General features: G+C 36.3%; 12 protein-coding genes. 2 read left to right on the plus strand and 10 right to left on the minus strand.

Translation table 11 applies throughout. From position 1 onward, the window contains the following. Positions 1 to 37: 37 nt before the first annotated feature. Positions 38 to 412 carry a DUF3127 domain-containing protein gene (locus WH188_RS13230; RefSeq protein ID WP_021187916.1) on the plus strand — a complete coding sequence of 125 codons (375 nt, stop codon included), beginning with the start codon at positions 38 to 40 and terminating at the stop codon, positions 410 to 412. A gap of 63 nt (positions 413 to 475) precedes the next feature. On the opposite strand, the gene WH188_RS13235 is transcribed toward WH188_RS13230, so the two are convergent. The 5 genes from WH188_RS13235 to WH188_RS13255 form a co-directional block, all read right to left on the minus strand. Beyond that, entirely contained in the window at positions 476 to 1,468 is a 993-nt protein-coding gene (locus WH188_RS13235) for an acyltransferase (RefSeq protein WP_168127610.1), read from the minus strand. Between the two features lie 8 nt (positions 1,469 to 1,476). Next, complete coding sequence (locus tag WH188_RS13240; protein WP_168127609.1) at positions 1,477 to 2,646, minus strand: MFS transporter; 1,170 nt, start codon at positions 2,644 to 2,646, stop codon at positions 1,477 to 1,479. A gap of 85 nt (positions 2,647 to 2,731) precedes the next feature. Beyond that, the gene (locus WH188_RS13245) at positions 2,732 to 3,262 is read right to left on the minus strand and encodes a fumarate hydratase (RefSeq protein ID WP_168127608.1); all 531 of its coding nucleotides are present in this window, start codon (positions 3,260 to 3,262) and stop codon (positions 2,732 to 2,734) included. A gap of 4 nt (positions 3,263 to 3,266) precedes the next feature. Continuing rightward, complete coding sequence (gene fumC, locus WH188_RS13250; RefSeq protein ID WP_021188024.1) at positions 3,267 to 4,664, minus strand: class II fumarate hydratase; 1,398 nt, start codon at positions 4,662 to 4,664, stop codon at positions 3,267 to 3,269. Positions 4,665 to 4,772: 108 nt separating this feature from the next. Continuing rightward, positions 4,773 to 5,342 carry a hypothetical protein gene (locus WH188_RS13255; RefSeq protein WP_168127607.1) on the minus strand — a complete coding sequence of 190 codons (570 nt, stop codon included), beginning with the start codon at positions 5,340 to 5,342 and terminating at the stop codon, positions 4,773 to 4,775. Between the two features lie 180 nt (positions 5,343 to 5,522). Here WH188_RS13255 and WH188_RS13260 point away from each other — a divergent pair, with 180 nt between their 5' ends. Continuing rightward, positions 5,523 to 7,094, plus strand: a complete 1,572-nt coding sequence (locus WH188_RS13260; protein ID WP_243655395.1) for a S41 family peptidase — start codon at positions 5,523 to 5,525, stop codon at positions 7,092 to 7,094. On the opposite strand, the gene WH188_RS13265 is transcribed toward WH188_RS13260, so the two are convergent. The 5 genes from WH188_RS13265 to uvrA form a co-directional block, all read right to left on the minus strand. Further along, positions 7,091 to 8,209 (minus strand): endonuclease/exonuclease/phosphatase family protein, encoded by a 1,119-nt coding sequence (locus WH188_RS13265; protein ID WP_132841019.1) that lies wholly within the window; start codon positions 8,207 to 8,209, stop codon positions 7,091 to 7,093. The genes WH188_RS13260 and WH188_RS13265 overlap by 4 nt on opposite strands. Then, positions 8,202 to 9,083: a rhomboid family intramembrane serine protease gene (locus WH188_RS13270; RefSeq protein WP_132841021.1), complete on the minus strand. Its 882-nt coding sequence runs from the start codon at positions 9,081 to 9,083 to the stop codon at positions 8,202 to 8,204. Before WH188_RS13270 ends, WH188_RS13265 begins: the two co-directional genes overlap by 8 nt. Positions 9,084 to 9,096: 13 nt before the next feature. Then, positions 9,097 to 9,774, minus strand: a complete 678-nt coding sequence (locus WH188_RS13275; RefSeq protein ID WP_132841022.1) for a rhomboid family intramembrane serine protease — start codon at positions 9,772 to 9,774, stop codon at positions 9,097 to 9,099. A gap of 12 nt (positions 9,775 to 9,786) precedes the next feature. Next, positions 9,787 to 11,664 (minus strand): DNA mismatch repair endonuclease MutL, encoded by a 1,878-nt coding sequence (gene mutL / locus WH188_RS13280; RefSeq protein WP_132769269.1) that lies wholly within the window; start codon positions 11,662 to 11,664, stop codon positions 9,787 to 9,789. 134 nt (positions 11,665 to 11,798) lie between these two features. After that, positions 11,799 to 14,639, minus strand: a complete 2,841-nt coding sequence (gene uvrA / locus WH188_RS13285; RefSeq protein WP_168127833.1) for an excinuclease ABC subunit UvrA — start codon at positions 14,637 to 14,639, stop codon at positions 11,799 to 11,801. Between the last annotated feature and the right edge of the window lie 18 nt (positions 14,640 to 14,657).

Raw genomic sequence — 14,657 nt, forward strand, 5'->3', positions numbered from 1 at the left:
AAAAAATGCTTATTTTTACGGTTTAATATTTTTGATTATGGAAATTAGAGGAAAAGTACACGAAATAGGTGCTACGCAACAAGTAACAGAGTCATTTAAGAAGCGTGATATAATCGTGGCTTACGCTGAAAATCCGCAGTTTGTTGAATATATTCGCTTTGAAGCTACTCAAGACAGAACATCAATTTTTGATGGTTTGACTGTAGGTGAAGAAATTGAAGTTTCTTTCAATTTACGTGGTCGTCCTTGGACAAATAAAGAAGGTGTAACAACATACTTCAATTCATTAGTTGCTTGGAGAGTTACTAAATTAGCAAATACTGCTGCTTCAGCTCCTGCTCCAGGTTATGCTGAAATGCCAGCTCCAGTTGATTTATCAGGATCAAATGACGACGACGATTTACCTTTCTAGTCTTACGCGAATCTCAAATATAAAAAAGCTTCAATTCGCCCTGCGCTTATTGAAGCTTTTTTATTAACCAGAAATGTATTTGCCAAAAGGAATTTTGCGAATACCGTATATAACCATAATACTGATGGCAAGTGTAACAAAAGTTGCTAAAGGAATCTTTAAAAATGTGCCCACGGGTAATATCGGATGTACATAGTTTAAAATCAGGATATGGCAGAGATATATTCCAAAACTATATTGATCGATCCATACTGCCCACTGGGGAAGTTTTAGATCACTCGATATTGTTTTGATGAATATAAATATGCCGGTAGCAATAAGGACTGTATTCGGTGACAAATAACCGTATAAAAGTGGACGAAATTCATGTGCGCTTAAACTCATTTCATAAGTAAAATAAGCTGTTCCCAATGCAGCCATGATAAATAAAAACAAACACCACCATTTTATCCCACTAAAATCTTTTACCTTCAAATAATAACCTAAGATCAAGTACCCTGTATAACTCGAAAAAAATGTAAGATCGAATTTTGGTAGATAGGTTGAAAAGTTTTTGTTGAATATAAACAGCGTTATAAACCATAAAACTAAAAAAATCTCCAGTTCTCTCATAGATGAATGCTTTACGATCTTTTGAAGAAAAGGAATAGCAAGGTATAGACCCATGATCATATAGAGATACCAAAGATGTGCGTTCGCACCGTTTTTGAGTCTATAGACCAATGTAGAGATCAATTGGTCTATATTTAATTCCAGCACATTCGTGTTATAAAAAAAGTAAATAATAGTCCAAAAAAGAAAGGGATAAAAAATCTTAAGGAGTCTTTTTTTATAAAACTGTCCTGTATGTTCTTCTTTCGTCAGCAGGAGAGCCCCAGAAAGCATCACAAATATGGGAACAGAGAATCGAGTGAAACTATTTATCAGATTTGCATATTTCCAGTCAAACCCAGCTATATCAGTACTATTTAAGTAACCAGAAGATGCGTGTATCGCGATAACTGCAATGGTAGCAATAATTCGAAGGACACTGATATAGCTAAGTTTTTCAGTCATATTATCTGTTAGTCTGCACTTGGGATTCTGTTCTTTTGTACAAATTGAACCAAGAATACACAAGCAAGTAAAGCTCCTATAGTGGCCATTCCAACACCTACTAAAGAAGGAGTATTATACATTAAGCCATATGTAATGGGTATACCTCCTAAATAAGCTCCTAAAGTATTACCCAAGTTGAATGCTGCCTGACCACCCGCTGCAGCCAAAGTTTCAGCACCTTTAGCAGTGCGGATCAACATCATCTGTGTAGGTGGACCTATTGTAAAAGAAACCAAACCCGTAATAAAGGCCATAATGTATGCTGACCATTGAAATGGTGAAACAAAATAAACAAAGACTAAACATATCGCCATAGCACTAAAACTAGCAATGGCCGCTTTTGTCGGAGAGATGGTATCAGCCATTTTTCCACCCAATAAATTTCCAAAAAACATACCTATACCGATTAAAATCATAATAATAGGCACACGATTAGGGTCAAGTCCAGATACATTTGTAACCAATGGAGCAATATAGCTGATCCAAGCAAAAAGACCTCCAGTTCCGATTGCAATAATTGCCATCAGTAGCCATGCTTCTTGCTTTTTGAAAAAACTTACCTGTGCTAAGATATTATTTTGTTTAGAAGATTCAATTTTTGGTAACCAAAGATAAATCATTAAAAATGTCAGGAGGCCTAGTACACTGATGACACCATAGGTAATGCGCCAAGAGTAATGATGTCCGATATATGTTCCTAAAGGCACACCTGCTAAATTAGCAATCGTCATACCTGTAAACATAATCGATATTGCCTGCGCCTCTTTACCTTTAGGAGCTAATCTAGCTGCAACAACAGAACCTACACCAAAGAAAGCTCCATGTGGCAAACCGGACATAAATCTGGAAAGTTGCATAGTAAAATGGGTAGGAGATATAGCAAATAATCCATTAAAAATGAAAAATAGAACCATTAAAAAAAGTAAAACGTTTTTAGGAGGGTATTTTCCAGATAATAGTACTAATGTAGGGGCACCAACAACAACACCGATAGCATAAAGTGCTATTAAATGGGCAGCTGTTGGAATATCGATATTTAAGTCTTTTGCGATGTCTGGTAAGATTCCCATCATAGAAAATTCTGTCATTCCTATAGCGAGACCTCCAAATGCCAATGCAATAATTCCTTTATTCATATTTTTTGCTCAGATAGTGACGAGCGTGTCGTTAATGATAGAAAAAGCCATTTAAAAAATTAAATGGCTACATGTTTATTCTTTTTTATTGCCAGCGTTTCTGCGGGACACAAATTACATCCTTTGTTTTACGTAATATGATAGGACGCTGATCATATTTATTTTCTAATACTAGAGAATCTTTAGAGTGGAAAGCAACTTTAAACCTTGGTAAATATTGACCTTGGCGATAGCAACCAGATACTTTTTGTTTGCCATTTTCTTTGACGTATATACCATCGACAATGACACTGTCACCACGTACAACATAAATACCTTTAGCATATTCGATCCAAGACCCATTATTGTAACAGCTATCCGATATCTGCTTTGTTTTAGCATGGACATACATGCGTGCATAAATGGAGTCACAGGTAAAACGGAAATCCGTGAGCGTATATTGCAACATTTGATCTTGGTCGGCAATACTGTCTTGTTTCCATTCCCCTTGCAAATAACCAGCACCCTCAGATTGCATTTCCGAATTGAATTTGCAACTTCCAAATAGCAAAAGCATACCCATTGCTAAAAATAGGTATGCTTTGATATTTTTTAATTTATTTAAAAATGGAATCATAGCCTTATTTTAAGCTACCTACCATTTCTTCAGGTTTTACCCACTCGTCAAATTCTGCAGCAGTTACATATCCTAATGCAATAGCCGTTTCTTTTAATGTCGAGTTATTTTTATGTGCTGTCTGTGCAATTTCTGCCGATTTGTAGTAGCCTATTTTAGTATTCAAAGCCGTTACCAACATCAAAGAGTTATCAACTAATTCTTTAATACGAGCATAATTTGGTTCAATACCACTTGCACAGTGCTCTTCAAATGATACACAAGCATCTCCGATTAATCGAGCTGATTGTAAAAAGTTAGACGCCATTAAAGGTTTGAATACGTTCAATTCATAGTGACCTTGAGTACCACCGATAGTAATAGCAACATCATTACCCATTACCTGAGCAGCAACCATTGTTAAAGCCTCACATTGAGTAGGGTTAACTTTTCCAGGCATGATTGAAGAACCAGGTTCATTTTCAGGAATAATAATTTCACCAATACCAGAGCGAGGGCCAGATGCCAACATGCGGATATCGTTAGCAATTTTATTTAACGAAACTGCTAATTGTTTTAATGATCCGTGTGATTCAACAATGGCATCATGCGCAGCTAAAGCTTCAAATTTATTCTCAGCAGTAATGAAAGGATGACCAGTAAATTCAGCGATATATTTTGCTACCAGGACATCATATCCAGCAGGTGTATTTAATCCCGTACCAACTGCAGTACCACCTAATGCTACTTCTGCCAAATGCGCTAAAGTATTTTTAACAGCTTTGATACCATAATTCAACTGTGCTACATAGCCTGATAATTCTTGACCCAATGTTAAAGGAGTTGCATCCATTAAGTGAGTACGGCCAATTTTAACAACATTCATGAATTCAGCAGATTTTTTTGCTAATGTATCACGTAGTTTTTCAACACCAGGAATTGTTACTTCAACAACTGCTTTATAGGCCGCTATGTGCATTCCAGTAGGGTAGGTGTCATTAGAAGATTGTGATTTGTTCACATCATCATTCGCTTTTAATACAGGCTCACCTTCTCCAATTTTGAAACCAGCTAATACCTGAGCACGGTTTGCAATTACTTCATTTAAATTCATGTTAGATTGAGTTCCCGAGCCTGTTTGCCAGATTACCAATGGAAATTGATCGTCCAATTTACCAGCTAAGATCTCATCACAAACTGCAGCAATAGCATCACGTTTCTCAATAGGTAATACACCTAATTCAGCATTTGCATAAGCAGCAGCTTTTTTTAAGTAAGCAAAACCTTCGATAATTTCATGTGGCATAGATGCAGCAGGACCAATTTTGAAATTATTGCGTGAACGTTCAGTTTGAGCACCCCAGTATTTATCTGCAGGTACTTGAACTTCACCCATGGTATCTTTTTCTATTCTAAATGACATAGCGTTTGATTTTTTTTAATATAACAAAGTTAAGTAAAAATATAGAGAACAGGCATTCAAACACTTCATCTTAGTAAAATTTGAATGTCATAGTATCTTCAAATGTTATTAACCATTCAATCGTTTGGTTAATTGTTCATTGATATGATGGAAAACTTGGATTGGTTTTAGGGTACGCCAAGAAAGATCATTGAGGTTTCCTCCAAAATTGATATAATAATCAATATTATTTTGCATAAATTCTGTGATGACATGTGTCCTAAAATTAACAGCAGCTATCCAACCATCATCAATATCCTGAAACCATTCTTCATAATAAGTATCATCCGAAGCATGAAAATTAAGAATATTTTCACCAATTAATATAAAATGATTAATACCCGAAGCGATCATCAAATCAATCACTTCACGCTTCAGAATCATAATATCATTATCAATGGCATCATTCCATTCGCCTATCAGTTCGATGATGCAAAATTGCTTGTCATAGTCTACAAATAGTACTTTCAAATATAAAGTATGTGAACCAAAGTCGTCCCACTGGGGGTGTAAAAGGAAATTATAAATCTGTTTGTCGTATTCAAATTCATTATATATCGTTCCGTAAAAAGGAGACTGTTCATCTTCCGATGCGATATAATCATGTCTCCAATTGTAAAAAGGTTCAATTTCGTGCATTTTGGCAGATTATTTGATTGTTACAAACACAAAGTTGAGAAAACTTTCACATATTAACCACTTTTAACGACTTTTGTTTTAATCCAAAAATCAACGCATATATTGTGGTTTTAATGGATAAAACTTAGTATTTTTGAAGCATCTTTTCATATGCAAGGAAGTATAAAACGGAATATTTTTGTGGCAGCAACATACGCAGGAGTTTTACTCGTGGGGCTATTGCTTGGGCAAAAATATGCCGATGAACAAGGTAATAAACAGTCAACTTCTATTCTAGCAGGAGGACTGACCGGTAATTCTGAAAAAGTTCAATATCTAGTTAATTTAATATCGGACAATTACGTTGATAAAGTAAGCTTGGATACGATTCAGGATGAAGCCATTCAGCATATCATTACCCGATTAGATCCTTTTTCAACCTATTTAAAACCCAATGAACGTTTAGCACAAGCAGAGGCTCTGGAAGGAACTTTTGATGGTATTGGTGTTGAGTATTTTAATCTTAACGATACCTTGCTTGTTGTCGGAATGATCTCAGCAGGTCCTGCAGAAAAGTCTGGAATGAAGATTGGAGATCGATTGGTCAAAATTGCGAATCGAAATATAGCTGGCGTACGTGTGACAGAAAATGAAGTAGACAAGTTGATTCGAGGTAAAAAAGGATCTACAGTAGACATCATTGTGAAACGAAATAACGAAATCTTGACAACTCCGCTCAAAGTTGTTCGCGATCAAGTATCTGTGAGTACATTGGATGCATCCTACATGATAGCTCCTAAAGTAGCTTACGTAAAAATAAGACGTTTTGGGCATCAGACTTCTGAAGATTTTAAAATCAAATTGCGCGATCTTCGAAAAAGTGGAGCGCAAGATTTAATTTTAGATTTGAGAGGTAATGGCGGCGGTTATGTACATACAGCTATTGAAATAGCCAGTATGTTTTTTAAAGATAAGCGTTTACTGATGTATACCGAAGGAGCCAATGAATTGCGAAGGGATTATTTCTCAAAAGAAACTGGTGATTTTAGTGAAGGTCGCATCGTAATACTTATTAATGAAGATTCAGCTTCCGCAAGCGAGATCGTGACAGGTGCGCTACAGGATTTAGACAGAGGTACAGTAGTCGGTCGTCGTTCCTATGGCAAAGGATTAGTTCAAGAACAATTTGATTTTGCCGATGGCTCTGCCGTTAACCTGACAGTAGCACGTTATTACACGCCTTTGGGCAGATGTATTCAGCGCAAATATACGCGCGCAAATTACGATCAGTCTAAGTATATGACCACATTTGACCTATGGACGTTGGATACCGAATTTAATCCTCATGATTTATATACCACCAGTAAGGGGAAAATGCTATTTGGGGGAGGAGGAATTCAGCCCGACGTTCTCATTCCAATAGATTCCAATGAAATCAGTGCTAAATATAGAGAAATATATCATTCCAATAGTATACAAGAATTTGTTTATGATAGGTTTACAAAAAAATTGCCAGCTTATTCCATAGAAAATTTCTTGAGTGGTTACAATTTGCCTGACTCCGAGTTTAATGATTTCATTTCCTTTTTATTAAAAAAAGGAATAGCTGTGAACAAACTTGAAGCAGATCGTCTGCATCAAATTATTCAATCAGATATTGAGGCACTAGTAGGACGTTATTATTTTGGTAGAGAAGCTTACTTTAAGATAAAAAATAGAAAAGATCATTTTGTTGCAGGAGCATTTCGTGCATTGGGAATTCAGATGCACTAAAGGTGCTTCAATTTCAAATCGCTCCAGATAGGGTAGTGGTCTGATAATTTTCTTTTAACCACATGATAATTTAAGATATCAAAATTGGAACTGGCAAAAATATAATCAATTTGAAAGATCGGCAATAATTCATAATGCGTCACTCCCCAACCCGATCCTTTTTCTTTAAATGCATTGTGGAGACCCTTACTCACCCGATTTACTGAATAGCTCATAGGAGTATCATTAAAGTCACCCATTACGATAAAAGGGAAAGGACAAGCGTCCATATGTTTTTTTAAAGAACTAGCCTGCTCACTTCTAAATTCAAAAGCATTTTTAAGCTTTCGTCCAATGCGACGTGTAGCAGCATTATCAGTCTCCTTTTTGGATGATGGATTTTGAAAAAATTCCTTTTCATCATTTTGAAGAGCAAAAGATCTGAGATGAACATTGTAGACGCGGATAGTACTATCATTTTTTTCAATATCTGCGTACGAAATGCGGTTGATACCATAGTCATTATCTAAGATATTACCAGAATTTATAATCGGATATTTGGAGAATATGGTCATTCCATAAGCCTCATAATCATTTTTGGCACTTTCTGCAAAATAATGATAGTCATAGCCTAGTTTGCTCTTAAACTCATTAGAGATGACATATTTCCCTTTTATTTTACTGTAATATTCTTGGAAACAGACAATGTCAGGTTTAATACTGTCCAATATCTTTATCGCATCATTTTTGAAGTTTTTCTTTGAGTCGTTGATATCTTTAAAAAGATGGGCATTGAAGCTAAGTACGCGGATCTGATCAGATGCTTTTTGAGTTATTGGCGAGCTCGAACGTAAATTCCAATGTTTTGTTAGCAGTGGCCAGCCAAGTAAGATCGTTGCTAAAGAAAATACAATCATTTTAGGTTTTCTTAACAACCAATAAGCGATAAAACCAATATTGACAAGTAATATCGGTAAATAACCTAAACCAAAAAATGCAATAGGCCAAACTGTCTTAGGATTGATGAAAGAAGCAGAATAGCTAATCAATAAAGCAACAATAGCAAGAATGTTAAAAATGAAAACGGTCCTGCTTAAATAGCCCAATTTTTTTTTTAACAATACACGCTTAACCATCGATCTTATTATTATTGCTTGCTTTGAAAAGAATTTCTTTTTCGTGTGAACTTAGACTATCATAGCCTGTTAGGGATATCTTATCCAAAATTTGATCGATCTGATCCTGATTGGGCAAATCATAACGATGATGCTTTGATTGTTGTGCACCATTCCCAACGACAACTTTCATTTTTGCGGATCTTTTCTGTTTTCTTTTAAATACTTTAGACCAGTCCATGCCCGATTGCAGTGCATAAATAAATCCCATTCCAAAGAGAATGGAACAAAAATAACTGATGGCCGCAGGTCTATTCGTAAGAATAAAGAACAAAAACTGGATTGCAAAATAAATGATAGCGATAGTCTTTAATTTAACATTCCCAAACAGCAATAGTCTAAGTTCATATTTTGGAACTAAGGTAGCTGTAGCAGCTAAAATTGCAGCTAATCCAAATGCTCCAGTGCTCAATGGAGGATTAATCGTATTGGAGAAAAGAGCAAGGTGTGAGAAGACTAAAAAGATCAGTCCCGACATGATAGCGGAGACAATGTAAATGAAAAGAAACTGTTTCCTATTTAAAAAATTAAAGAAAATAGTACCTAACCAATATAGCCATAAACAATCAAAAGCAACGTTGAAAAGGCCTGTATATAGAAAGTTATACGTAATTAGAGACCACGGTTGCTGGATGAATGCCTGAAAATTTGTTGGTAAACTTAGTTTATCTACGCTCCATTGAAAAAGAGGGAAAGAAATAATCTTCAGCTCAAAAAGGAGATCAAAAAAATAAATCAGAATAAATAGGAAAACCTGTCCACCAATAATAAATGGAATGGGAGAGCCTGAACCGAAGGTTGTCCTGATAAAGTTTTTGAACGAGTTTTCCCTCATCTTATAAAGTTAATTAATATAATCCTTTTTTTATACCCCAGACCTTTAATAGTATATAACCAAATAAAGCTCCACCGACATGAGCTAAGTGTGCAACAGAATCGCCCGGTCTAGATATACTCATATAAATTTCGAGAAGAATAAATCCCCCTATCATGTATTTGGCTTTAACGGGTACTGGTATAAATAAGAATTGCAATGGTAAGTTCGGAAATAGATAAGCAAATGATAAAAGTATTCCGTAAACAGCACCTGAAGCACCTAACATTCTAGTCGTGTATATTTCTTTAACAAGGTTTGGATTGCTAGAAGCTAAATTAGAAAGATCTAAACTATGATGCAGAGGAAAAAATGAACCCGTAGCATTGTACAGTTCAATGCCCTGCACACCCGATTGTAATAACCAAGCACCCAAACCCGAAAGTAAATATAAATTTAGAAAACGTTTAGGTCCTAAAACCTGTTCAATAAGGGAGCCAAACATCACAAGTGAAAACATATTAAAAAAGATATGTGATAGATCCGCATGCATAAACATATGGGTGATGACCTGCCAAATTTTGAAAAAGGGTGAATCTGGATAAAATACTGGAAGATAATTGTACGCCATTGGACTTAGATTAGAACCAATAAAAAATACAATATTGACTATTAATAAGTTCTTGACAACAGGTGTTAATTGTGGAAACATAATTTTTATTTTCTAATTTTTACTAAACTTTTCTAATAGTTCCTGTAAGGTAATGGTAATAACGATTGGTTTCCCAAAAATAGAGATATTTGGAGACTCACAAGCGAAAAGCTGATCAATAAGTTCTGATATCGCATTATTATCCAGAAAAGTACCTGGTTTTATTGCCGCATTGCGCGCTAAGCTTTTTGCTAAATTCTCACGTTTCTCAATTTTGAAATCATTAAGATTGTTCTTATAATCTTCTAAGATCTGTTCAATAATTTTACGTTCGTCAATTCCGGTACCTAAATCTGCAGGTATTCCGTCAATGATATAGCTGTTTTTTCCAAATGAACGAATTTGAAACCCTAAACTTTGAATATCTTCCAATAAATCTTGCATCAATTCATTATCCGAAGGATTTAAATCAATACTTTGAGGAAACAGACTCTGTTGACTCAAACCTTTATGTTGATCAAGCTGTGATTTGAACTGTTCAAATAAGATGCGTTCATGAGCAGCTTGTTGATCGATCAGCATCACACCAGAATGAATTTGTGAAACAATGAATCGATTATGGATCTGAAAAAATTGTTTCGTTGTCGCTTGACTTTTTATACCTTGTATCTGATGAATTGGACGGTCTTGTTGTTCGTGCTCTAAAGGCAGTTGCATCGATTCATCCTGTTCAGTAATTTGATATAAAGTATCCCAATTTTGAGGAATGGCCGTTTTCTTTTCAAAACCTGCGAGATAATTATCTGATCGCGAAAATGTCGTCTTTGTAATCTGATCAGGTTCAAACGGATTAAAATCAGGATTAAAATTCACCGTAGGTACAATGATCTCGTCCAAAGGTTTTGGCGTGATCATGTTTGAGAAACCTGTTTCTTGTTCAAAATCCAAAGAAGGCGCGATATTATATCGTCCCAAAGACCTTTTAACAGCAGATCGGATGATCGCGTAAATTGCCTTTTCATCTTCGTATTTAATTTCCGTTTTCGTTGGGTGTACATTGATATCAATCTTTGAAGGATCGATGTCAATGAAAAGTACATATAAAGGAAATGTTTCTGCTGGCAGAATTTCTTCAAAAGCATTCATCACAGCATGATTCAAGTAATGGTCTCTGATAAATCGCTTATTAACAAAGAAGAATTGTTCCCCTCTTGTTTTTTTAGCAAACTGAGGCTTTCCTACAAAACCATTTACTTTTATGATCGTGGTATCCTCTTCTACAGGTACTAATCGCTGATTATACGTGTTGCCAAATAGATGAACAATACGTTGTTTCAATGTTTCCGCAGGTAAATGAAACATTTCATTACCATCACTATGTAACGTCAAAAAGATTTCAGGATTAGCTAATGCTATCCGTTGGAACTCTTCAATAATATGACGCATCTCGACCGAATTGCTTTTTAAAAAGTTTCGGCGTGCAGGTATATTGTAAAATAGATTTTTAATGGAAATATTGGTGCCAGCAGCGACAGCTTCTGGTGCTTGATTGATGATTTTAGAGCCCTCTATCTCTACGACAGTACCCAATTCATCCTCAAAACGACGTGTTTTTAATGTCACATGTGCAATGGCAGCGATGGAAGCCATTGCTTCACCTCGAAATCCCATTGTACGAATGGCAAACAAATCTTCTGCTTTACGAATTTTGGAAGTAGCATGTCGTTCAAAACAAAGACGTGCATCCGTCACGCTCATTCCACAACCATTATCAATCACTTGAATTAATGATTTTCCAGCATCTTTGATGATCAATTGTATCTTGTCAGCCCCAGCATCAATAGCATTTTCAATCAATTCTTTGATCGCCGCGGCAGGTCTTTGTACGACTTCACCCGCTGCAATTTGATTGGCAACATTATCTGGTAATAATTGAATAATATCCGACATATGACGCGAAGTTACGAAATTAATGAGGAATGCTTTTAATTCCGTTAGAAAGTTGTCGTATAAATTACATTACTTATTAACTTTCATGAGTTAGATTTGATACGTAATACTTACGTATCAAATCTAACTGTTCGTTATTGCATTTCCAGTTTAAGGAATCGAGCCGTTTCGCTCTTTTTATTTTTGATTAACTCTTCAGGTACACCTGCAAATAAGACATTACCGCCTTCTTTACCACCTTCAGGGCCAATGTCAATCACCCAATCAGCACATTTAATAACATCGAGATTATGTTCGATGATTAAGATCGTGTTACCACGGTCAACTAATCGGTTGATTACGCCCATCAATACATTAACATCCTCAAAATGCAAACCCGTTGTCGGCTCATCTAAGATATAAAATGTATTTCCGGTGTCTTTCTTGGAAAGCTCTGTCGCCAATTTAATCCGTTGTGCTTCCCCGCCCGATAATGTTGTTGAAGACTGTCCCAATGTAATATAACCCAAGCCAACATCCTGTAATGTTTTAATCTTACGATAGATGGAAGGAATATTTTCAAAGAAAATGACTGCCTCATCAACACTCATATCCAGGATATCTGAGATGGATTTACTTCTGAAGCGAACCTCCAAAGTTTCTCTGTTATAACGTTTTCCATGACATGTTTCACAAGGAACCTGGACATCAGGAAGGAAATTCATTTCCACAACCTTCATTCCACCTCCTTGACAAGTTTCACAACGACCGCCTTTCACATTAAATGAAAAACGTCCCGGTTTATAACCCCTTATTTTCGCTTCAGGAAGTTGGACAAATAAAGTTCTGATATCTGAAAATACACCCGTATAAGTAGAAGGGTTTGATCTTGGCGTACGACCGATCGGACTTTGGTCTATTTCAATGACCTTATCGACATGCTCCAGACCTTCGATACTTTTGTAAGGAAGTGGAATACCTTTTGCACGGAAAAAATGTTTATTTAGAATCGGATATAACGTACCAGTAATCAAACTTGATTTACCAGAACCCGAAACACCCGAGACAAGAATTAATTTTCCAAGTGGAAAATCAACAGAAACATTTTTTAAGTTATTTCCTGTTGCACCTTTTAAAGATAATGTTTTTCCGTTTCCAGCTCTTCGTTCTGAAGGAATCGCAACCTCTTTTTTCCCATTTAAATAAGCTGCAGTTAGTGATTTTGATTTCAGGATATCTTTCGGTTTCCCTTCAGCGACCACTTGACCACCATTGACACCCGCGGCAGGTCCCATATCAATAACATAGTCTGCATTTAAGATCATGTCTTTATCATGTTCAACAACCAGTACCGAATTGCCGATATCACGTAAATTTTTTAGAGAATTGATCAGACGCTCATTATCTCTCTGGTGGAGACCGATGCTCGGCTCATCCAAGATGTATAAAACATTGACAAGTTGGGAACCTATTTGTGTCGCAAGTCGGATACGTTGCGCTTCACCACCAGATAGCGATTTAGAAGAACGATCTATAGTCAGGTAATTTAAACCGACATCCAGTAAGAAACCTAGACGTGATTGTATTTCTTTTAATATTTCGGTAGCAATGATCTGTTGACGTTCATCTAAAGAAGCGTTTACATTTGAGAACCATTCATATAGCGATTTAATATCCATATGTGCCAGTTCATAAATGTTTTTACCGGCAAATTTAAAATGAAGTGATTCCTTTTTAAGTCTTGCACCTTGACAAGTTGGACATACAATCTTTGATCTGAAATCATCTAAAGAAGACATATCATCACTAGATTTGCCAGACTGCTCCTCTAGCATTTTGAAAATACCAGAAAACTCAATGCGGTAATCACGTACATCGTAACTGCCGTAGGAAACAGCAACTGAAATAGGCTCCTCAGCACCAAATAGTAACGTGTCGATTTGCTCTTCTGTCAACTTCTCTAGCGGTGTTGTCAAAGAAAAATCAAGTTTTTTAGCCACAGCTTTCAACACTTGGAAGTTCCAGGTCTCCTTTGCAGGTCCTAAGGGAGCTAAGCCTCCTTTTTGAATGCTTAATTTTCCATCAGGGATAACGGTGTTTTTGTCAATTTCAAAAATATATCCTAGGCCATCACATTTTGGACAGGCACCGTATGGGGAGTTAAATGAAAACGTATTAGGCTGCGGTTCATCGTAAGAAATACCTGATTCGGCATCCATGAGATAGCGGCTGAAAAATTGCTCGACATTTTCTTGATTGGCTACCTTAATAATTCCTTTTGCTGTCTTCATCGCTTGCATAACAGATGTTTGCAACCTTTTTTTATCGTCGGCAGTAACCTTTAAGCGGTCGATCACAATTTCAATATCGTGTATTTTATAGCGGTCTACCTGCATTTTAGGCGTTAAATCTACGATTTCTCCATCTACACGGACTTTAACATAACCCTGTTTACGGATTTGCTCAAACAACTCACGGTAATGACCTTTACGCCCTTTGATCACGGGAGCTAAAATATTCAAAGCCTGTCCATCAAAATCGGTTAAAATACGATCAACAATCTGGTCGTCAGACATGCGTTGCATGCGATTGCCTGTAACATAAGAAAATGCTTCACTTGCGCGAGCAAATAGCAAACGCATAAAATCATACACCTCAGTGATGGTGCCGACAGTAGAACGCGGATTTTTGCTTGTTGTTTTTTGTTCAATAGAAATCACAGGACTCAAACCAGAAATTTTATCTACATCCGGTCGTTCCATACCACCTAAAAACTGACGGCTATAAGCGCTAAATGTTTCCATGTAACGTCTTTGGCCTTCCGCGTATATGGTGTCAAAAGCTAATGACGATTTACCACTGCCACTTAATCCTGTAATAACAACCAATTCGTTTCGAGGAAATGAAATGTCAATATTTTTGAGGTTATGTACACGTGCTCCAAATACTTGAACTTCACTTTGTTCACCTAAATCAGGTGTGATTTTCTTTGTCATGTAACCGCTGTTTTCTTC

Origin of the sequence: Sphingobacterium sp. MYb388 (assembly GCF_037479535.1) — a bacterium.
In the GTDB taxonomy this organism is placed as follows: Bacteria; Bacteroidota; Bacteroidia; order Sphingobacteriales; family Sphingobacteriaceae; genus Sphingobacterium; species Sphingobacterium anhuiense.